The 19,967-nt window shown below is 73.9% G+C and carries 15 protein-coding genes; 8 read left to right on the top strand and 7 right to left on the bottom strand.

The window, feature by feature from the left end; genetic code table 11:
• Nucleotides 1-88 precede the first annotated feature (88 nt).
• Nucleotides 89-2,014, top strand: coding sequence for a beta-galactosidase (locus ACQPXD_RS32490; RefSeq protein WP_432825149.1), 1,926 nt, complete (start codon nucleotides 89-91; stop codon nucleotides 2,012-2,014).
• A gap of 1 nt (nucleotide 2,015) precedes the next feature.
• The gene (locus tag ACQPXD_RS32485) at nucleotides 2,016-2,606 is read left to right on the top strand and encodes a DeoR family transcriptional regulator (RefSeq protein ID WP_432825148.1); all 591 of its coding nucleotides are present in this window, start codon (nucleotides 2,016-2,018) and stop codon (nucleotides 2,604-2,606) included.
• A 132-nt stretch (nucleotides 2,607-2,738) separates the two neighbouring features.
• On the opposite strand, the gene ACQPXD_RS32480 is transcribed toward ACQPXD_RS32485, so the two are convergent.
• Nucleotides 2,739-3,599, bottom strand: coding sequence for a tetratricopeptide repeat protein (locus tag ACQPXD_RS32480; RefSeq protein ID WP_432825147.1), 861 nt, complete (start codon nucleotides 3,597-3,599; stop codon nucleotides 2,739-2,741).
• A gap of 41 nt (nucleotides 3,600-3,640) precedes the next feature.
• Between ACQPXD_RS32480 and ligA the strand changes: the two genes are divergently transcribed.
• Nucleotides 3,641-5,647 (top strand): NAD-dependent DNA ligase LigA, encoded by a 2,007-nt coding sequence (ligA, locus tag ACQPXD_RS32475; RefSeq protein WP_432825146.1) that lies wholly within the window; start codon nucleotides 3,641-3,643, stop codon nucleotides 5,645-5,647.
• 584 nt (nucleotides 5,648-6,231) lie between these two features.
• Here ligA and ACQPXD_RS32470 read toward each other — a convergent pair.
• On the bottom strand, nucleotides 6,232-8,340 hold the full coding sequence (locus tag ACQPXD_RS32470) for a hypothetical protein (RefSeq protein WP_432825144.1): 2,109 nt from the start codon (nucleotides 8,338-8,340) through the stop codon (nucleotides 6,232-6,234).
• A 187-nt stretch (nucleotides 8,341-8,527) separates the two neighbouring features.
• On the opposite strand from ACQPXD_RS32470, the gene ACQPXD_RS32465 reads away from it, so the two are divergent.
• Complete coding sequence (locus ACQPXD_RS32465; RefSeq protein WP_432844040.1) at nucleotides 8,528-9,187, top strand: methyltransferase domain-containing protein; 660 nt, start codon at nucleotides 8,528-8,530, stop codon at nucleotides 9,185-9,187.
• A gap of 100 nt (nucleotides 9,188-9,287) precedes the next feature.
• Here the strand turns inward: ACQPXD_RS32465 and ACQPXD_RS32460 are convergent, their stop codons facing one another.
• Nucleotides 9,288-10,193 carry a bifunctional helix-turn-helix transcriptional regulator/GNAT family N-acetyltransferase gene (locus ACQPXD_RS32460; RefSeq protein ID WP_432825143.1) on the bottom strand — a complete coding sequence of 302 codons (906 nt, stop codon included), beginning with the start codon at nucleotides 10,191-10,193 and terminating at the stop codon, nucleotides 9,288-9,290.
• A gap of 89 nt (nucleotides 10,194-10,282) precedes the next feature.
• Between ACQPXD_RS32460 and ACQPXD_RS32455 the strand changes: the two genes are divergently transcribed.
• A complete protein-coding gene (locus ACQPXD_RS32455) occupies nucleotides 10,283-11,314 on the top strand; it encodes an LLM class flavin-dependent oxidoreductase (RefSeq protein ID WP_432825142.1) in 1,032 nt (343 codons plus the stop codon).
• Nucleotides 11,315-11,517: 203 nt separating this feature from the next.
• Nucleotides 11,518-12,762: an MFS transporter gene (locus ACQPXD_RS32450; RefSeq protein WP_432825141.1), complete on the top strand. Its 1,245-nt coding sequence runs from the start codon at nucleotides 11,518-11,520 to the stop codon at nucleotides 12,760-12,762.
• Nucleotides 12,763-12,767: 5 nt separating this feature from the next.
• On the opposite strand, the gene ACQPXD_RS32445 is transcribed toward ACQPXD_RS32450, so the two are convergent.
• From ACQPXD_RS32445 to ACQPXD_RS32435, 3 genes are all read right to left on the bottom strand, one after another.
• Nucleotides 12,768-13,394 (bottom strand): DUF4232 domain-containing protein, encoded by a 627-nt coding sequence (locus ACQPXD_RS32445; RefSeq protein ID WP_432825140.1) that lies wholly within the window; start codon nucleotides 13,392-13,394, stop codon nucleotides 12,768-12,770.
• A gap of 79 nt (nucleotides 13,395-13,473) precedes the next feature.
• Nucleotides 13,474-14,889, bottom strand: coding sequence for a hypothetical protein (locus tag ACQPXD_RS32440; protein ID WP_432825139.1), 1,416 nt, complete (start codon nucleotides 14,887-14,889; stop codon nucleotides 13,474-13,476).
• A gap of 1 nt (nucleotide 14,890) precedes the next feature.
• On the bottom strand, nucleotides 14,891-15,553 hold the full coding sequence (locus tag ACQPXD_RS32435; RefSeq protein ID WP_432825138.1) for a zinc ribbon domain-containing protein: 663 nt from the start codon (nucleotides 15,551-15,553) through the stop codon (nucleotides 14,891-14,893).
• A 208-nt stretch (nucleotides 15,554-15,761) separates the two neighbouring features.
• Here ACQPXD_RS32435 and ACQPXD_RS32430 point away from each other — a divergent pair, with 208 nt between their 5' ends.
• A complete protein-coding gene (locus ACQPXD_RS32430) occupies nucleotides 15,762-16,964 on the top strand; it encodes a glutamate-cysteine ligase family protein (RefSeq protein ID WP_432825137.1) in 1,203 nt (400 codons plus the stop codon).
• Between the two features lie 89 nt (nucleotides 16,965-17,053).
• On the opposite strand, the gene ACQPXD_RS32425 is transcribed toward ACQPXD_RS32430, so the two are convergent.
• Nucleotides 17,054-17,821, bottom strand: coding sequence for a class I SAM-dependent methyltransferase (locus ACQPXD_RS32425; protein ID WP_432825136.1), 768 nt, complete (start codon nucleotides 17,819-17,821; stop codon nucleotides 17,054-17,056).
• Nucleotides 17,822-18,015: 194 nt separating this feature from the next.
• On the opposite strand from ACQPXD_RS32425, the gene ACQPXD_RS32420 reads away from it, so the two are divergent.
• Entirely contained in the window at nucleotides 18,016-19,932 is a 1,917-nt protein-coding gene (locus tag ACQPXD_RS32420) for a discoidin domain-containing protein (RefSeq protein ID WP_432825135.1), read from the top strand.
• The last annotated feature ends 35 nt before the right edge of the window (nucleotides 19,933-19,967 follow it).

The raw sequence follows: 19,967 nt of genomic DNA, 5'->3' as shown, positions 1-19,967 counted from the left end.
CTCACAGTTTTGGCCCACTCGTGCACGGTGTCAATACTTGCTAGAGTCCCGATCGTTGTCTGGGAACGTTCACGGTCGGGAGACGTTGATGCTCGAAACAGGGCTCGCCTTCGGCGGGGACTACACCCCCGAGCAGTGGCCGGAGGAGGTGTGGGCGCAGGACATCGCGCTCATGCGGCAGGCCGGGGTCAACCTCGTCAGCCTGGGCATGTTCAACTGGGCGCTGCTGGAGCCGCAGCCCGGGCGGTACACCTTCGAATGGCTCGACCGCGTCCTCGACCTGCTGCACGCGGCCGGGATCCGGGTCGACCTCGGCACGCCGAGCGCCGCACCGCCGCCCTGGTTCGCCCGGCTGCACCCCGGCGCCCGCCTGGTCGACCGGGCCGGGCACGCGCTGGGCCAGGGCGGCCGGCAGAGCTTCTGCCCCAACTCGCCCGAGTACGCCGCGGCCTCGGCGAACATCGCCGATCAGCTCGGCCGCCGCTACGGCGACCACCCCGCGCTGTCGCTGTGGCACGTGCACAACGAGTTCGCCGGGGTCAACCCGCATTGTTACTGCGACACCTGCGCGCAGGCGTTCCGGCGCTGGCTGCGGGCGAAACACGGCGACCTGGCCGCGCTCAACGCCGCCTGGGGCACCGCCTTCTGGGGCCAGCGCTACGGCGACTGGGCGGAGATCGAGCCGCCGCGGCTGGCCCCGACCGCGGTCAACCCCGCGCAGCAGCTGGACTACCTGCGCTTCAGCTCCGACACCCACCTGGCGAACTTCCGGCGCGAGCGGGACGTGCTGCGGGGGTACTCGCCCGGCGTACCGATCACCACCAACTTCATGATCGCGAACTGCAAGTGGCTGGACTACTGGAAGTGGGCCGCCGAGGTCGACATCGTCGCCAACGACCACTACCTGGCCTCCGAGCGCGAGGACCGGCACGTCGAGCTGGCCATGTGCGCCGACCTCACCCGCAGCCTGGCCGGCGGCGGCTCCTGGCTGCTCATGGAGCACTCGACCAGCGCGGTGAACTGGCAGCCCCGCAACATCGCCAAGCGCCCGGGGGAGCTGGCCCGCAACAGCATGGCGCACGTGGCCCGCGGCGCCGACGGCGTGCTGTTCTTCCAGTGGCGGGCCTCGCGCTTCGGCGCCGAGAAGTTCCACTCCGCGATGCTGCCCCAGGCCGGCACCGGCACCCGCATCTGGCGCGAGGTCACGGACCTGGGCGCCCGGCTGGCCGGCCTGGGCGGGCTGCGCGGCACCCGGGTCGCCGCCGACGTCGCCGTGGTGTGGGACTGGGAGGCGTGGTGGGCCCTGGAGCTGGAGTGGCGCCCGTCGCAGGACGTCACCTTCCGGGAGCGCGTCGAGGCCTACTACGCCCGGCTGTGGGAGGCCCACCTCACCGTCGACTTCGTGCACCCGGAGGCCGGGCTGGGCCGCTACCCGCTCGTCGTCGTCCCGTCGCTGTACCTGACCACGCCCGCCACCGCCAAGAACCTCGAGGCCTACGTCACCGGCGGCGGGACCCTGCTCGTGTCGTACTTCTCCGGCATCGTGGACGCCAACGACACCGTCCCCGGCGGGCCGTACCCGGGCGCCCTGCGCGACCTGCTCGGCGTCACCGTCGAGGAGTTCCTGCCGCTGCGGGCCGGCGAGCGGGTCACCCTCTCCGACGGCTCCGCCGCCGACGTCTGGGCCGAGGACGTCCACCCGGCCGGCGCCGAGACCGTCCTGTCCTATGTGGACGGCCCGGCCCCGGCCGGCCCGGCCGTCACCCGAAACGCCCGCGGCCGCGGCGCGGCCTGGTACGTCTCCACCCGTCTCGGCGGCGCCGACCTGGCCCGGCTGCTGGAGCGGGTGTACGCCGACGCCGGCCTGTCCGCGCGCCCCGCCCTGCCGGCCACCGTGGAGCTCGTGCGCCGCCCGCCGTACGTCGTGGCCATCAACCACGGCACCGCCCCCGCCGAGGTGCGCGGCGCGACGGTCGCCGCCGGCGCCGTCCTGGTCCTGCGGGACGAGCCCTGACATGCTCGCCGAGGTGCGCCGCGCCGAGATCCTGGCCGCCGCCCGGCGGGGCGGCGGGGTCGGCCTGCGGGAGCTGAGCGGGCGCTTCCGCGTCTCGATCCCGACCATCCGCCGCGACCTGTCCGCCCTGGCCGAGCGGGGCCTGCTGCGCCGCGTCCACGGCGGCGCCGTGCCGCTGGCCGCCGCCCTGCCGCCGGCGGCCACCCTCCCCGCCCCGGCCGGTGCCGGCGTGCGGGCCGCGGCCGCCCTGGTCGAGCCCGGCATGGCGATCGGCGTCTCGGGCCGCCGGCTGGCCCCGCGCCTGGCCGCGCTGGTCGCCGGCGTGCCCGGCCTGACCCTCGTCACGCCGACGCTGGCCGTGGCCCGCGCGGTCCCCGCCGGCCGCCCGACGCTGCTGCTGATCGGCGGCGTGCGCACCCCGACGGGCAGCCACGCCGGCCCCGTCGCCGAGCGGACCCTGCGGGGCCTGCACCTGGACATCGCCTTCGTCGAACCCGCGCCACCGGGCGACGCCCTGGCCGCGGCGACCGACCGGACCATACTGACCCGCGCCGCCCGCCGCGTGCTCCTGGGACTGCCGGAGCTCGTATGAGCGACGCGTGCCCGGCCGGGAGCCGCCGCCGCGGTGGAGCGGCGTCGTCAACCGGATGATGCACCCGCAGCACCTCGACGACTACTTCGCCTGGCTGCGGGCCGGCCGGGCGCCCTAGCGCTGCGCCTCGCGCTACGGGCGGCGCAGGCCGAGGTGGGCCAGCCACTCGTCGACCGGGTGCCCGAGGTCGTCGGCCGTTTCGAACCACTCCCGGGCCTGGTCGCGGTCCTCGGCCACGCCTTCGCCGGTGAGGTGCATGACGCCGAGGGTGGCCGCGGCCCGGGAATTGCCGGCCCGGGCCGCACGCGTGTAGAAGTCGACGGCCATTGTCATGTCGAGGGGGTACCCGTTGGCGCCGGTCGCGTGCGCGGCCCCGACGTTGTACAGGGCGCGGTCCTGGCCCAGCTCCGCGGCGACCGCCAGCCAGCGCTGGCCCTCGGCCTCGTCGCGCTCGACGCCTTCGCCGGTGGAGAACAGCGCGTACAGCTCGAAGGCCGCGTCGGCGTCGCCCTGCCCGGCCGCGCGCAGGTGGTGCTCGATCGCCGCGCCCGGGCGGCCGAGCCACTGCTCCAGCAGGCCGTAGGCGTAGCCGGCCGCCGGGTCCGCGTCCGCGTGGGGCCGCAGCAGCTCGCGGGCCGCCTCCTGGGCGGCGGCCGACGCTTCGCGCGTGGACGCGGCGAACATCAGCGCGCCGTCGCGGTCGCCGAGCCGGGCGGCCTCGGCGAAGCAGCGCAGCGCGCGGCCGCCGGTGTCGTCGACGCCGTCCGGGAACGGCAGGTCGGCCGCCCAGCCGACGGGCGGCAGGCGGTCGCCGTCGATGGCGAGGTACGCCAGGCCCAGCTCGCGCCAGGCCCGCGCGCTGCCCGCCCGGCCGGCGGCGCTCAGCCCGGCCGCCACCTCGTCCGCCGCCTCCAGCGGCAGCAGGCCGAGCATGAGGTCGCCGCGGGCGATCCGCCCGGCCAGCTCGATGCAGGAATCTTCGTCGGTGTGCATGGCGCCCATTTTTGTCGTACCCCCTCGTTAGGCTGCGACCCATGGCCGAACCGTTCGACACCCCCGCCGCCTACGATGCCGCGATCGCCCAGGTCAGGCAGGCCGCCGCCGCCTATTACGGCGGCCCCGACCTGGCGATGGACGACGCGGACTACGACGCGCTCATGGCGCGGATCGCGGCGACGGAGGCCGGCCGTCCCGACTGGAAGCCCGAGGACTCGCCGACCGAGGTGGTCGCGGCCGGCGGCGGCGTGGCCGGCGACGTCGTGCACAGCGAGCCGATGCTCAGCCTCGACAACGTCTTCGACGCCGACACGCTGCACCGGTGGGCGGCCCGGCTGGAGCGGCTGCTCGGCCGGCCCGCGGCCGGGTTCACCGTGGAGCCGAAGATCGACGGGCTGGCCATCGCCGCCCGCTACGAGGAGGGGCGGCTGGTGCAGGTCGCGACCCGCGGCGACGGGCGGGCCGGGGAGGACGTCACCGGCCAGGCACGGCGCGCGGCCGGGCTGCCGGAGCGGCTGACCGAGCCGGTGACGATCGAGGTGCGCGGCGAGGTGTTCATGACCGAGGGCGACTTCGAGGTGGCCAACGGCATGCGCACCGCCGCCGGGGAGCCGCCGTTCGCCCATCCGCGCAGCGCCGCGGCCGGCACCCTGCGCGCGCAGGACCGCACCTATGACGCGCCGCTCTCCTTCCTGGCATATGGCGTGCAGGGCCTCGGCGACGGCCCGCACTCGGCGGCCATGGCCACCCTCGCCGCGCTCGGCGTCGCCTCGACCGCCGGCATGCCGGTCTGCGCCGGCATCGAGGAGATCCTGGCCGCCGTCGAGGCGCTGCGGGCCGGCCGGGGCACTCTCGGCTACGGCATCGACGGCGCCGTGATCAAGGCCGACCAGCCCGCCGACCGCGACCTCGCCGGCTCGTCCAGCCGGGCGCCGCGCTGGGGCATCGCCTACAAGTTCCCGGCCGACACCCGCACCACCCGGCTCAAGGCGATCGAGGTCCAGGTGGGCCGCACCGGCGTCATCACCCCGGTCGCGGTGCTCGAGCCGGTGCAGATCAGCGGCGTCATCGTCACCTCGGCGACCCTGCACAACTTCGACGACCTGGTCCGGCGCAACGTCCGCCCCGGCGACACGGTCTTCGTCCGCCGGGCCGGCGACGTGATCCCCGAGATCACCGGCGCCAAGCTCGACGAGCGCCCGGCCGGCTCGGTGCCGTTCGAGCCGCCGGCCCGCTGCCCGCGCTGCGACGGCGAGATCGACCGCACCCAGAAGCGCTGGCGCTGCACCCGCGGCCGCGCCTGCGGCGCCCACGAGGCCCTGCTCTACTACGCGGCCCGCGACTCCATGGACATCGAGGGCCTGGGCGGCAAGCTGGTCGACACGGTCGTCGCCGCCGGCCTGGTCACCGATCCGGCCGACCTCTACGACCTCGACGCGGCGACCCTCGCCGGCTTCGAGCGGATGGGCGAGGTCTCCGCGGCCAAGCTGGTCGCCGCGATCCAGTCCTCCAAGTCGCAGCCGCTGTCGCGGGTGCTGACCGGGCTGGGCGTGCGGATGACGGGCCGCTCGATGTCGCGCCGGTTGGCCCGCCACTTCGGCGCGATCGATGCGCTGCTCGCCGCCACGGTCGCCGACCTGCAGGAGGTGGAGGGCGTGGGTCCGGAGCGGGCCGTGACGATCGCCGCCGAGCTGGCCGAGCTGCGCCCGGTCATCGAGCGCCTCGCCGAGCGCGGCGTCAACATGGCGGAGCCGGACTTCCAGCCGCGGCCTTCCGCACCCGCCGGCTCGCTGCCGCTGCCGCTGCGCAAGGAGGACGGGTCGCCGATGACGGTCGTGGTGACCGGTTCGGTGCCGGGCCTGACGCGCAACGAGGGAAATGAGGCGGTGGAGCGGCTCGGCGGGAAGTCGTCTGGCTCGGTGTCCAAGAAGACGGACCTCGTGGTGGTCGGCGAGGGCGCCGGGTCCAAGGCTGACAAGGCTGTTGAGCTGGGGGTTCGGGTTATGGCGGCTGAGGAGTTCGCCGCTTTGTTGCGGTCTGTGTGAGGGGTTCTCTCGTCTGGGCTTCGCCCTTTCCCCCCTCCTCCGGGGGGGCCGGGGGCCCGCACGCTCCCTGGGGCCTTGTCCGACGTTTGGCGCTGGTCGCGGCCCAGGTTGCGGTGGGGCAGTGGTTTTTTGGGGCCTGCTGAGACTCGGGTCACGGGCCGTGGCCCGCTCGCGCTGCCCATGCCCGCCGGCGACCGCGTTGTCCGTCCGGGCGGGGCTCGCGCGAAGCGCGGAGCGCGGAGGCGGTGCGTGGCGAGCGCGGTCGGCGGTCGGATTCCCGCGCGGTGGGCGCTGCACGCCGTGGGGCACAGCGCGGCGACCGGAAGTCTCCGTGATCATGCCGCAGTCGCCGCCGACATCAAGGGTTTTTCATGATCACGGAGTGTCCATGTACACCCGTGTACCGAAAGTCTCCGGGATCATGGCAAACCCGTGGTGCGGCCACTGCGGGCATCATGATCACGGAGACATACGTCCGGCGCTGGCCGCGCCGCATCGGGGGTCGGCGTCGATGAGCGCTGTGCCGCCCCGGCGGGCGGCGACGCGCTGCCGTGGTGGCCGCCGCCGGCCGCAGGGGTGCTGCCTCAGACGTTCCAGAGCCAGACGTCGGCTACGTGGTGGCCCGGGCCGAAGAGCTGGTCGGCGGTTTGGCGGATTGCGTCGCTGTTGGCGTGGCGGTCGGGGAGGAGCAGGACGTTCGCGTGCCAGTAGGCGACGTCGGTTCTTGCCTGGGCGATCTGGTCCGGGGTGATCTGGGGGACGGTGCCGTCGTTGCCGACGCCGTTGATGAGGTCCATCGTGGGGCGGGAGGTGGGGCCGAAGCGGGCGACCTTGGTCGGGTCGTTCGGGTCGGGGGCCAGGAAGTAGCCGCCGGCGATCTTGAAGTCCAGGTGCTCCCTGGTTGCCCACTGCATGGCGTCCAGGCCTTCCCACCAGCCCAGCGGGAGCAGGACGACCGTGCTGTTCTCGGGGATCTCCTGGCGCCACGCGTCGGTGGCGAAGAAGGCCGGGACCGGGCCGCGCTCGTCGGCCGGTTGGGGGGTCGGGATCAGGGGGAACAGGGCCAGGACCAGAGCCACGGCCCACATCCAGCGGGCGAGCGGCGTGGTCTCGTCGCGGGAGGTTCGGACTTCGGTCTTGACGTCCACCGCGCCGACCGACTTTTCCGGCATAACCGATTTGTCGATCGTGTCGGGCTCGACGGCTACGGCGGTGCGCTCCCGGGCGTGTTCGGCCTCGGCGCCGGCGTGGGTGTCGGGCTGGGTGTCGGCGTGGGCGGTCACGTAGGGGCGGTCGGGCTCGGTGATCGGCTCGGGCTCGGCCACGCGGGTGTCGGGCAGTGAAGCCACGCGGGCGTCGGGCAGTGCCGCCTCGCGGAGGGCGGGCAGGGCCTCGGCGGGGGTCGCGGTCTCGGCGGGCAGCGGGTCGGCGGCCAGGGCCGCCTCGATCTCCGGGGACACCCGGACCGGCGGCGCGGGGTCCTCGGCCGGGGCCAGGCCGATCACGTAGCGGTCGATCAGCAGCGCCAGCAGGACGCCGAACAGCGGGGCCAGGGCCACGCCCATCCGGGTCGGGACCACCGAGTTGAACAGCGGCAGGCCGTGCAGCCACTCCCACGGGCCGGTCCAGGCGGTGTCCTCGCCCTTGTACCGGATCTTCGTGCCGAGCGAGAGCGCCGCGAACACCGCGGCCGTGACGAACACGGCGCGGGCCGCGCGCTGCCACCACAGTGCCACGCCGGCGGCGAGCAGCAGGCCGAGCAGCGGCCAGCCGAAGAACGTGTTCTCCTCCGTGGGGCCGCCCATATTCTCGATCGTCGCGATGTCCGGCGGCGCGAAGATCGAGCGGCGGCTGAACTCCTTGAACGAGGCCAGGTCGCTGCTGAATCCGTGCACGAATTCGGGGAGGCCGTGATATGCCTGCGGGCCGAAGAACTGATGGTAGAGCGGATAGGCGAGGATCACTGCGGCGAGCGCGCCGGCCGCGCCGAGTGCCGGCAGGGCCGCGCGGGCCATCGGGGCGTATTCGCGGGGGCGCAGGTAGGCGAGCAGGAACACCAGCAGGGCGACCGCCGTGAGGAAGAGGACCTCCTCGTTGATGAAGCACTGGTAGACGACCAGCGCGGCGAGCACCAGGGCCCGGCGCAGCACGGGGCCCGGGTGGTGCAGGCGGAGCACGTTCCAGACGATGAAGGGGATGAGGAACTGGCCGGCGATGTTCGGGTGGCCGGTGCTCTGCGAGATCATCGAGGGCGCGAAGCCGCAGAAGAGTCCGCCGATGTAGGCGGCGAGGCGGGAGGTGACGACATGGCGGGAAAGGACGAAGTACCACGCCGCCGCGGTGCCGGCGAGCGCTATGGTGTCGATCAGCACGAAGGTGGCACCCGCGCCGAACAGTAACGTGATCGGGGCCAGCGGCAGCGCCAGCCCGAGCACGGACGTGTTCGCCATGAGATTGACGCCGAGCGGTGCGTTGAGCTGATCGGTGAAGAACGGGTTGTCACCGTGTGTGAAGAACCGGGCCGCGTGCGTCAGCACCCACTCGAAGAACACCTGGTCCTGGCCGTTGTCGGCCAAGATCCTCTGTTGGGGATGCGCCCAGACGTGTTGCAGGAGGGTGACGGCGCCCGCAAGATAACTCACCAGCACCACCACCGTGGTACCGGCGCCACGTAGCTTCTCCCCGAATTTCACCGTCACACCATAGATGGCGTGCGACCTGCGGTGCAGGGGTTGGTGGCGAAGGATCAGCGCCGATACACTACGCCGGTTCTGCTGCCAGACATGATCAGTTTTCACCTAGGAGGGCAGAGTGCCGAATTTGGATCCGGCAATCCTCGGCGACCAGGCCGTCCAGTCGGAGGTGCTCGAGGGTCTCGCCATGGCCAAGAACCATCGCAAGTGGTTCGTGGCGTTCGCGACGCCCTACCTCGGTGACCATCCGATCGAGGTCAGCGCGGGCCTCGGCGACTACGCGGCCGAGTGGCTCGAGCACGCGCCGCGGATGACGCTGACCGAGGCGGACTCGGGGCGCATCGTCGCGCTGAAGGAGCGCTTCGCCGAGCACCCCGGCGTGGTGGTCCGCGAGCTGCTGCTGCCCAGCGACGTGAGCGGCGACCACAGCGCCGCGGTGTCGTACAACGTGCTGGAGCACATCGACGACGACATCGGCGGCCTGCGCACGATGCGCGGGCTGGTGCGGCCCGGCGGCTACGTCATCATCGTCGTCCCGGCGTTCCCCTTCGCGATGGGCCCGGCGGACATCGCCACCGGCCACGTGCGCCGCTACACCAAGAAAACCATGCGGGCGGCCCTGGACGCGGCCGACCTGGAGATCGTCAAGCTGCACTACGCCAACTCGCTCGGCCTGATCGGGTACTACGTCTCGACCTGCCTGCTCAAGCAGATGCCCGGCCCGGGCCCGATGGTCAAGTTCTACGACACCACGGTCGCTCCGATGACCCGGCTCATGGAGCGCGGCTTCCGCCCGCCGTTCGGCCAGTCCGTCATCGCGATCTCCCGCCGCCCGCTGGAGTCCTGACCTTCCCCCCGGCCGGCCTCCCACGCCGAACCGCCAAGCGCTGCCCTCCGCAATCGGCGCCGCCCACCGTCTGGGCGGCGCTTCGTTGTCTGCCGGTCGCTCAGTCCAGGACCCCTGCGGCGATGGGCTTGGTGAACCAGAAGTCGGCGTACGGCTCGTCGTTGTAGCGCGCGGTCTCGTCGTAGCCGGCGGAGCGGTACAGCGCGATCGCCTCGACCAGGCTCCGGTTGGTGTCCAGCCGGGCCTGCGTCCAGCCCCGCCGCGCGGCATACGCCTCCAGCTCACCCAGCAGGCGTCGGCCGACGCCGAGGCCGCGCACCGTGCCGGAGACCCACACCCGCTTGATCTCCGCCGGCCCGCCCGGGTGCAGCTTCACCGCGCCGCAGCCGACCGGCTCGGCGCCGAGCGTGGCCAGCAGGAACACCCCGGCCGGCGGGGTCACCTCCTCGTCGCGCACCGGCACGCTGCGCGCCGGGTCGAACCCGTCCGGGAACCGCGCGGCGAGGTCGCGGGCATACGCGCGCACGCAGGCGCGGGCCCGCGGATCGCCGGGCGGGCACGGGCCGATGGTCACCATCGACGCGACGAGCAGCCGCTCCACCTCGGCCATCGCGGCGACGAGCCGGGCCCGCCGCGGCGCGCCGAGCGGCTCGAGGATCGACCAGGCCAGCGCGTCGGAGCGGCGGTCGAGCTCGGCCCACTCGGCCCGGCCGGTCTCGGTCAGCGCGGCCGAGCGCACCCGGGCGTCGCCGCCGTCCGGCGCGGCCCCGACGGTCACCAGGCCGTCCGCCTCCAGGATCCGCAGGAGCCGGCTGAGGTAGCCGGAGTCGAGCCCCAGCCTCGCCCGCAGCCCCGCGACCTCGGCACCGTCCGGGCCGATCTCCCACAGCACGCGCGCCTGGCCGAGCGGGCGCCCGCGGGCCATGTACTCGTCGTCCAGCGCACCGACCCGCTGGGTCACCGTCCGGTTGAACCGCCGTACCGCGGCCACCAGATCAACGTCCATACGCCTGACTTTAGTCAGCTATACCCGCTGGCGGAAGATGCCGGGCGGCGCAGTACCGTTCAGTGCAACTTTCACGCGGAGGAGCCGTCGTGCCGCTACCGGAGCAGCATCTGCGGAAGCTTGGCTTCCTGACCATCGGCCTGTTCGACCCGGCCGACCCGGCCGCCGGGCACCGCAGCACCCTCGAGGTCATCGCGCTCGGCGAGCGGCTCGGGTTCGACAGCGCCTGGGTGCGGCACCGGCACCTGCAGTACGGCATCTCCTCGCCGGTCGCGGTGCTCGCCGCCGCGTCGCAGCGCACCAGCCGGATCGAGCTGGGCACCGCGGTCATCCCGCTGGGCTGGGAGAACCCGCTGCGCCTCGCCGAGGACCTGGCCACGGTCGACCTGCTCTCCGGCGGGCGGCTCAACCCGGGCCTGAGCGTCGGGCCGCCGATGCACTACGACCGGGTCGGCGCCGCGCTGTATCCGGACACCGGCGACGCCGAGGACTTCACCTACGGCCGCGTGGAGCGGCTGCTGTCGTTCATCGCCGGCAAGCCCGCGACCGACAGCGGCGGCGTCGAAGGCTTCGAGGTGTTCTCCGACCGCGTCGAGCCGCACTCGCCGGGATTGCGGAGCCGGATGTGGTACGGCGGGGGCAGCCTCCGCTCCGCCCAGTGGGCCGGCGAGCACGCCATGAACCTGCTGACGAGCAGCGTGGTGAAGGCCGAGGACCCCGACGACCCCGCGCCCGACTTCGCCGCCATCCAGCGCTCCCACATCCGCGCGTTCCGCGCCCACCACCCCGACGGCGAGCGCGCCCGCGTGTCGCAGGGCCTGGTCGTCATCCCCACCGACAGCGCCACGCCCGCCCAGCGGGAGAAGTACGCCGAGTACGCCGCCAAGCGCACCCCGCGCACCGCGACCCCGCAGGGCCCGGGCCGGATGATGTTCGCCGTCGATCTCGTCGGCCCGGCCGACGAGATCGCCGAGCGGCTCTACGCCCACGCCGCCTTCCGCGAGGTCGACGAGGTCGCCTTCGCCCTGCCGTTCACCTTCCAGCCGGAGGACTACGAGCAGATCCTGACCGACATCGCCACCCGCCTCGGCCCCGCCCTCGGCTGGCGCCCGGCCGCCTGACCCGCCGTTCACCCGGCCCAGTTGGGCCACCACTCGCCGTCGCGACTCCGGGACTCGTAGCCGGCCCGGAGGAACGCGAGCAGGGCGGCCGGCACCGGGTGCGCGTCGGGTCGACGACCGGGACGCGGCGCAGGTCGTAACTGGCGGGACGGCGCGCCGGCCAGTCGTTTGAGCGCCGGCGCGGCACCTGGTTGCATGTCGCGGTGAGCATCGCTACGGCACTGGGTCGCCGGTTCGCGTGGCTGTGGGCCGCCTACGCGGTCAGCACCTACGGCACCTGGCTGGGTTTCGGGGCGTTCTCGTTCATCGCGATCACGGCGCTGGGCGCCGGCGCCGCCCAGGTGTCGCTGCTGTCCGCCTGCGGCCTCGCGGCGGGCGCGATCCTGGCCGTGCCGCTCGGGCCGTGGGTCGAGTTCCGCCGCAAACGCCCGGTGCTGATCGCGATGGACCTGATCCGGTTCCTGGCCATGGCCTCGATCCCGGTCGCCTACTGGCTCGGCGTGCTCACCTTCGCCCAGCTCGTCGCCGTCTCCGTGATCGCCGCCGCGGCGAAGATCGCCTTCGGTGCCGCCAGCGGCGTCTACCTCAAGACCGTCGTGTCACCGGGAGACCTGCTGACCGCGAACGGCCGCCTCGAGTCGACCACCTGGTCCGCGACCGTCGTCGGCCCGACCCTGGGCGGCGCCGCGATCGGACTGCTCGGCCCGGTGACGACCGTCGCCGCCGACGCCGCCAGCTACCTGCTGTCGGCGCTGGGCATCGCCGCGATCGGCGGTGCCGAGGAACCCCCGCCCGCCCGCCGGGGCCGCCTCGGCTTCGGCGACCTCATCGAGGGATGGCGGTACATCCTGCGCCACTCCACCCTGCGCCCGCTGTTCCTCAACGTCCTGGCGGTCAACGCCCTCATCATGGCCGCCGAGCCACCGCTGAGCTTCCTGATGCTGGGCCGCCTGGGGTTCCCCGCCTGGCAGTACGGCCTGGCCTTCGCGGTGCCCTGCATCGGTGGCCTGGTCGGCTCGCGCCTGGCCCGCCGCGCCGTGGCCCGTTACGGCCGGTGGACGGTGCTGCGGGTCGTCGGCGTGGCCCGCGCCTGCTGGCCCCTGGGCCTGGCGTTCATCCGCCCGGGCATCCCCGGCCTGCTGATCGTCATGGCCACCGAACTCGGCCTCATCGCGTGCTCGAGCCTCTTCAACCCGGTCCTGGCCACCTACCGCCTGGAGGCCACCGACCCGGCCCGCCTGACCCGGGTTCTCTCCGCCTGGTCGGTGACGACCAGCGCGGCCATCGCCGTGTGTACCACCGCCTGGGGCATTCTGTCGGAGGTCACCACCCCGCGTATCGCCATCGCCGCGGCCGGCCTGCTGCTCCTCGGCACACCGCTGCTCCTGCCCCGCCACGACCGTGCGGTGGTTGCGACCGCCGAAGCCGTGGCCGCAACCACCCCGTAGCGCGGTTACCAGGCCACGACGCCCTGGCGGCTGGGCTGGATGGTGCCGACCTGCAGGGACTTGATGGTGATGGCGACCTTCTCCGGCGGCGGGAAGCCGGTCAGGGTGGCCGGCACCGCGGTCTTGGCGTCCGGCAGCGAGACGGACAGGCCGTTGCCCACGCCGCACGCCGGGTCGGCCTTGTCGCAGCCGGTCCACTTGATGCCGGCCGATGCCGTGGTACCGGGGGCAAGCTCGACGCCGACCGGACCGCCCGGCTGCGACACGTTCTCGGTCGGCACGGGCACCGGGTCGTCGGCCGCGTCGGTCAGGGTCACCTTGGCCCAGCCCGACAGCGTGCACGCGTGCGACGCGGTATTGGTCAGCTGCAGCATCGCCATGGACGTCTGGCCGCTGGTCCGGTCCGGCTGCAGGATGAGCTCCGGCTTGATGTCGGCGGTCTCGCACTCGGCGGCCTTCCCGCCGCTCGTCGCGCCACCGGTCGCGCCGCCGCTCGGGCCGCCGGCACCGGCCGACGGGGGCGCCGCGGGCGCGCCGGTGGTGCCGGGGGCCGCGGCCGAGCCCTGCTCCGCGCCGCCGCCGCAGGCGGTGAGGAGGGCGATCGAGAGCGCTGCCACGGGCAGCGCGAACACGCGAGCACGGTGCGACACCGGCGGTTCTCCGTTCGGATGATGCGACGAGGGTGCCCCGCAGGGTACGCGACCGGTGCGGTCAGCCGGCGGTCAGCGTGCGCAGTTGCCCGGACCAGTCGTCGGTGTGGATGGCGCGGCCGGTGAAGCGCTCGCGGAGGATGCGCAGGGCCGGCAGGCGCTGGGCGGCCTTGCGGTAGCGCGACCCGGCCGAGTCCGCGTCGGAGGAGATGCCCTCGACGCGGAAGCCCAGCAGGTCGAGGGCGCGGTTGAGCTGGGCGACCTGGTCGGTGTCGCGGCAGGTGAACACGTAGGTGGCGTGGTCGTCGGCGTTGAGCACCTCGTAGACCAGGTGTCCGCCGGGGACCAGGCACAGCAGGAACGCCAGCACGGCCGGGTCGCCGGCGACGGTCAGCGCGTCGTAGTCGGTGGAGGCCGGGGTCACGCGCTCGTGGGGGAAGACGGCGCGGGGGAGGTGGGGGCCGCCGGCGTAGGGAGTCGTGAAGGCGCCGGCCATGCCGAGCAGGCCGTAGGCGAGGGGCGGGCCGTAGGTGGTGAAGGGGGCGTCGAAGCCGGAGGACATCATGCCGGCGCCGAACATGCCGGGCAGGCCGGGGGCGAAGGAGCCGGCGCCGGCGTCGTGGTCGAGCACCGGCGGGCGGGCCGAGTCGCGCCAGGGGCTCGCGCCGGAGCCGGCCCGCTGTACCGAAACCGTCTGCTTGAAACCGATCCACGTCGGGCCGAGGCCGGTGAGGTGCCGGGCGCCGGCCGCGCGGGAGGGCAGGCCGGCGGCCTCCAGCAGCGCCGGGAAGACGGACGGGTCGATGGCGTCGAGGTCGGTGCGGGCGCCGGCCAGGCCGTCGCGCAGGAGGGCGGCGACCGAGCGGAGGGCGACCGGGCCGAGGCCGGGCAGGAGGGCGGCGAGGAAGTGCGCGGTGCGGCCGGACGCGGCGCCGGTGCGCTGGCGCAGCAGCTCGAGGAACTCGCCGGTGCGCCGGGCCAGGCGCCCCACCACGATGGGCGGGCGACCGGGCACGTTGATGTGGATGGTGTACCCGCTGTGGTCGGTCGTCACGCCCCGGATGAACGGATACGGGACCTTCTCGGGCAGGCCGCCGGTCGGCATGACGATCAGGGCGTCGTCGTAGAGGCGCAGTTCCGCGGGCGAGCCGTCGGCCAGGCCGGGGAACGCCTCCGGGGTGCCGACCCCGTCGAGCAGCAGCACCCGCTCGGTGTCGGCGGTGCGCGCCTCGGTCAGCTCGGCCAGCAGCTGGGTGCGCATGGTGCCGAGGCGGGTCAGCTCCAACTGGGCGCCGTCGGAGAGGGCGAGGCGCACCGTGTACGGCTGCGGCTCGCTGATCTCCACCACGTCGGCCGGGGCGACCCGCAGCACCGCTCCCGTCTCGGGCGTCACCACCAGGGCGCCGCCGGCCATCTCGGCGGTGCCGTCGCCCTCGTCGAGCAGGGCACCGCCGTCGGCGATGAGGCGGAAGCGCACGTCAGGCCGTCGACGTGCCGCACTCGGCGCAGAACATCGCGCCCGGCACGCTCGGCGTGCCGCAGTTGCCGCAGAAGCGCTTCTGCTGGGCCGGCGCGGCGGCGAGCGGGGTACCACAATGCTGGCAGAACTTGCCACCGCCGGTCTCGTTCATGCAGGAGGGGCAGCGGCCCACGGCCTGGTCGCGGTAGTTGACGTTCTTCGTCCAGTCGACCTGCTGGATCTGCTCGTGCAGCTGGTTGACCTGGGCGGCCGCCTGCATGCCGGCGATCTCCTGGTCGAGGCGGGGCGCGCAGCTGGTGCACAGGCCGCGCTCGTGGTTCCAGCACACCTGCTGGCAGACCCACTGGCCGCAGCGGTGGCACTGGGTGAAATACGCCTGCATCTCCGCGGCGGCCTTGGCCAGGGCCTTGTCGCGGGTCGAGCCGCGCAGCCCGTCGCGCATCCACTCGGCGTCCCAGCCGACCTGCGCGGCCTTGTTGCCGACCTCGCCGCCGAGCAGGTCGCCGCCGATGCGCAGCAGCCGCCCGCCGAACCCGGTCACCGAGTGCTGGAAGGTGGAGGAGTATCCGTTGCCGCAGCGCATGCAGTTGAACTCGAACTGATACCCCTCGCGCGTGGAGTGGTCCGAGTAGTTGTTGGTGAACGGCACCATGCCAGCCATCGGCACAGACTCCCTCGTCGAGGTCGTGAGCAAACCCGGTGTTCCACCTTTTTTTGTACCTCTTGCCCGCCGCACGCATGATCGGCAAGTCGGTCATATGACATCGCCTGATCGGACGCCCGAGCTGGGAAACCATCACGCGGGACTGCACGGTTGACGCTCAGTCACCTACTGTTCCGATCGATTTACTCGGGGTAGCATCCGACCCATGAGGACCGCTACCGCCCAGGAGGGCATCCGGCGGATCGACGACGCGGAGGGATACATCGCGTCGATCTGCTTCAAGACCGGGCCACCGACCACCGTCGGCACCGAGATCGAACACGTCGTCCACCACGGGCCACACCCCACCCGTCCGCTGGACACCGCGGCGCTCGCCGCCGCGCTCGGACCCTACGCCCCGCCGCCCCTCGGCGCGGGCCGCCCGCTCGACCGCGGCGCCGTGCTCAGCGCCGGCCCCGGCGGCCAGCTCACCCTCGCCGCCCGCCCGCAGGGCGGCCTGGCCGCGCTGCACGCGGCCGTCACCGCGGACCTCGCCCAGCTGACCGCGCGGCTCGAGCCCGCCGGGCTGCGCCTGGCCGGCACGGGCATCGACGCGCACCGGGCGCCGCGGCGGCTGCTCAACTCGCCGCGGTACCACGCGATGGCCGCCTCGTTCGCCCGCCGCGGCGGCGAGGGGCGCACCATGATGTGCGGCACCGCGGGCCTGCGCCCCGACCTCGACGCCGGCCCGGCCGCGGGCCTGGCGGATCGCTGGGCCGCCGCGCACGAGATCGGCCCGACCCTGCTGGCCGTCTTCGCCAACTCGCCCCTGCACGCCGGCCGCGCCACGGGCTGGGCGTCCACCCGGATGCGCGCCTGGTACGGCATCGACCCCGCCCGCGCCGGCACCGTGCCGGTAGGCCCCGACCCCGCGGCGGCCTGGGCCCGCTACGCGCTGCGCGCCCCCCTGCTGTGCGTGCGCCGCCCGACCGGCAGCTGGACGGTCCCCGCCGGGATCACGTTCGCCGACTGGATCGGCGGCGCGCTGCCCGGCGCCGGCCGCCCGACGTACGACGACCTCGACTACCACCTCGGCACCCTCTACCCGCTGGTGCGCCCGCGCGGCCACCTGCAGATCCGCTACCTCGACGCCCAGCCGGTCGCCGACTGGTTCGCCCCGGTGGCGGTCCTCACGGCACTGCTGAGCGACGACGCCGTCGCCGACGCCGCGCGCGAGGTGTGCGCGCCGGCCGCGGGGCAGTGGGTGGAGGCGGCCCGGTACGGCCTCACCGCGCCGGTCTTCGCCGTCACCGCCCCGCGCCTGCTCGACCTGGCCTGGCGCGCCCCGGCCATCGCCGGCCTGCCGTCCGCCCTGCGCGCCGAGGCGGCGGCCACCATCGAGGGCCGCTTCCGCCAGGCCGCCATCTAGCCTGCCGGCATCCACCGACGAGCCGCCGCGTTCCGCCGGCTCCGGACGGGCTCCACCCGGTCCGGGGCCGGGCCGCGGTAGACCAATGGCTAGGCGGTGGCGGTGACCAGGACGCTGTGCTTGCCGATCTGGAAGGTGCCGGTCGCGTCGATGCGGGCGCGGACCAGCGCCGTCGCGGCCGCGCGTTCGGCCGTGGTGAGCGGGGTGTCGGCGAGGCTCTCCAGGTAGGCCAGGACCGGCTCCACCACCGGCACGCGCAGGTCGTCCGGGTAGCGCTGCGCCGCCACGCCGGTGAACACCGCGCCGACCAGGGCCGGGGCGGACTCCGCGGTGAAGTTGGCGAGCCGGCCCTCCAGGCGCAGGTCCGGGCGGCCGATCGCCGGGCCCAGCGCGTCGAGCTCGCGCAGGTGGCCGGCGCCGTTGGTGGTCACCGCCAGGCGGCCGCCGGGGCGGAGCACCCGGGCGAACTCGCGCAGCCCGGCCGCCGGGTCGTCGAGGTGGTACAGCATGTGGTTGGCGATCACGGTGTCGAAGCTCGCCGGGGCGAAGGGCAGCCGGGTCGCGTCGCCGCGGACCACGCGGCCGCCCGGCACGCCCGCCAGGCGGGCGGCCATCGCCGCGGAGAAGTCGACCAGCGTCAGGCTGCCCAGCGCCGCGGTGCCGGCGTAGGCCCACAGCGCGCCCGTGCCGGCGCCGACCTCCAGGACGTCGCCGGACAGCGGCAGGCGCTCGGCGAGCCAGTCGAACCAGCCCTGCCGGTTGGTGCTGTAGCGCTGGTGCAGCACGATCCGGGCGGCGAGCCGGCGGTCGGTGCCGGCGTACTGGACGGCGGCGTGCGCCGCGGGCGAGTCGGCCATGGGCCGGATGCTAACCGGCTCGGGGATCTCCGGCGTGACCGGTAATGACAGTCCTGGAACAAATGAAACGCCCGGCGCCGGGCCATCGACCCGTGACTCTTGACAGCGGCGATGGCCCGGTGTTGTGCTGTGCCACGGTTCGTTACGGGTGTGTTTCATTTGTTACAGGCCGGACCATGCGGAGGAGCGTCGCGATGCAGCGGAGGACGTTGGGCCTGGTCGCCGCCGGTGCGGTGGTCGCGGCGGGGCTCGCCGGGGCGCCGGCCGCGCAGGCCGCCACCGCGCCGGCCGCGCCGGTCTGGGTGACCACCATCGACCGGGCGGAACTGCTGCACCAGCGGGCCGCCGTCCCGTTCGGCACCCGGCCCAGCGGCCAGACGACGATCACCGTCGACCCCAGCCGGACGTACCAGAGCATGGACGGCTTCGGCGCCTCGATCACCGACTCGTCGGCCGCGGTGCTGTACCGGCTCACGCCGCAGCGGCGGGCCGAGGCGATGCGCGCCCTGTTCGACCCCGCCCGCGGGGCCGGCGTGAGCCTCCTGCGCCAGCCGATCGGCGCCTCCGACTTCACCGCCGAGGCCGAGCACTACACCTACGACGACGTGCCGCCCGGGCAGACCGACTTCGCCCTCGCGCACTTCAGCATCGCCCACGACGAGGCGCGGGTGCTGCCCCTGCTGCGGGAGGCCCGCCGGCTCAACCCGCAGCTGAAGATCATGGCCACCCCGTGGAGTCCGCCCGCGTGGATGAAGACCAGCGATTCCCTCGCGAGCGGCGAGCTGAAGGACGACCCGAAGGTGTACGCCGCGTACGCCGTCTACCTGACCCGGTTCGTGCTCGCCTACACCGCCGCGGGCGCGCCGGTCGACTACCTGTCGATCCAGAACGAGCCGCAGAACCGCGACGCCGGCGGCGGGCCGGTCATGGGGCTCAACACCACCCAGGCCGCGAAGGTCATCGGCATCCTCGGGCCGCTGCTGCGGATCGTCAGCCCGCGCACGAAGATCCTCGGCTACGACCACAACTGGCAGACGCACCCCAACGACGTCGCCAACACCCCGCCCGGCCAGGATCCGGAGACCGACTACCCGTACAAGCTGCTCTCCGGTGACGCCGCCAAGTGGCTGGCCGGCACGGCGTACCACTGCTACTACGGCGACCCGAGCGCGATGACCGCGCTGCACAACGCGTTCCCGGACCGGGGCATCTGGTTCACCGAGTGCTCCGGCTCGCACGGGCCCAGCGACACGCCCGCGCAGTACTTCACCGACACCCTCAAGTGGCACGCCCGCACCATCACCGTCGGCGTCACCCGCAACTGGGCGAAGTCCGCGGTGACCTGGAACCTCGCCCTCGACGCCACCGGCGGCCCGCACCTGGGCGGCTGCGGCACCTGCACCGGCCTGATCACCGTGCAGCCCGACGGCACCTGGACCACCGACGCCGAGTACTACACGATCGGGCACCTGGCCAAGTTCGTCCGGCCCGGCGCGGTCCGCATCGCCAGCACGAACTTCGGCACGACCGGCTGGAACGGCGAGATCACCGACGTCGCCTTCCGCAACCCGGACGGCTCGACGGTCCTGGTGGTGCACAACGAGAACGACGCGCCGCGCTCCTTCACCGTCGCGGCCGGCGCCCGCTCGTTCGACTACACCCTGCCCGGCGGCTCGCTCGCCACGTTCACCTGGCCGCGCGACCGGGCGTTCGACGACGGGCTGCGCCTGCTGTCCACCGCCGGCGCCACCGCCACGTCGTCGCCGGCCGGCCCCGACGCCGCCCTCGCCATCGACGACGACGGCGCGACCCGCTGGTCGAGCGGCGCGGCGCAGGCTCCCGGGCAGTACCTCCAGATCGACCTCGGCACCGCGCGCACCTTCCGCCGGGTCGCCATCGACAGCGGCGCGAGCGTCGGCGATTATGCCCGCGGCTGGCGGCTGTCCACCAGCACCGACGGCACCACCTGGCGCACCGCCGCCCAGGGCACCGGGGCCGGCCAGCTGACCAATGTGGACCTCCGACCCACCCGGGCCCGGTTCGTGCGGGTCACCGCCACCGCCGGCGCCGGAAACTGGTGGAGCATCGCCGACCTGCGCCTCTACGCCTGAGCCCTGCATCCAGGCGCATGAGCACCCGGCAGACG

This window comes from Dactylosporangium sp. CA-092794 (assembly GCF_050948465.1).
Classification (GTDB): Bacteria; Actinomycetota; Actinomycetes; order Mycobacteriales; family Micromonosporaceae; genus Dactylosporangium.
Note: the sequence above shows the minus strand (reverse complement) of the source record. Positions and strands in the feature narration are given on the sequence as shown.

What these genes read in the sequence shown, in the direction of transcription:
- ACQPXD_RS32490 (WP_432825149.1), top strand. Translation starts at nt 89, where the DNA reads ATGCTCGAAACAGGGCTCGCCTTCGGCGGGGACTACACCCCCGAGCAG.
- ACQPXD_RS32485 (WP_432825148.1), top strand. Translation starts at nt 2,016, where the DNA reads ATGCTCGCCGAGGTGCGCCGCGCCGAGATCCTGGCCGCCGCCCGGCGG.
- ACQPXD_RS32480 (WP_432825147.1), bottom strand. Translation starts at nt 3,599, where the DNA reads ATGCACACCGACGAAGATTCCTGCATCGAGCTGGCCGGGCGGATCGCC.
- ligA (WP_432825146.1), top strand. Translation starts at nt 3,641, where the DNA reads ATGGCCGAACCGTTCGACACCCCCGCCGCCTACGATGCCGCGATCGCC.
- ACQPXD_RS32465 (WP_432844040.1), top strand. Translation starts at nt 8,528, where the DNA reads ATGGCCAAGAACCATCGCAAGTGGTTCGTGGCGTTCGCGACGCCCTAC.
- ACQPXD_RS32460 (WP_432825143.1), bottom strand. Translation starts at nt 10,193, where the DNA reads ATGGACGTTGATCTGGTGGCCGCGGTACGGCGGTTCAACCGGACGGTG.
- ACQPXD_RS32435 (WP_432825138.1), bottom strand. Translation starts at nt 15,553, where the DNA reads ATGGCTGGCATGGTGCCGTTCACCAACAACTACTCGGACCACTCCACG.
- ACQPXD_RS32430 (WP_432825137.1), top strand. Translation starts at nt 15,762, where the DNA reads ATGAGGACCGCTACCGCCCAGGAGGGCATCCGGCGGATCGACGACGCG.
- ACQPXD_RS32425 (WP_432825136.1), bottom strand. Translation starts at nt 17,821, where the DNA reads ATGGCCGACTCGCCCGCGGCGCACGCCGCCGTCCAGTACGCCGGCACC.
- ACQPXD_RS32420 (WP_432825135.1), top strand. Translation starts at nt 18,016, where the DNA reads ATGCAGCGGAGGACGTTGGGCCTGGTCGCCGCCGGTGCGGTGGTCGCG.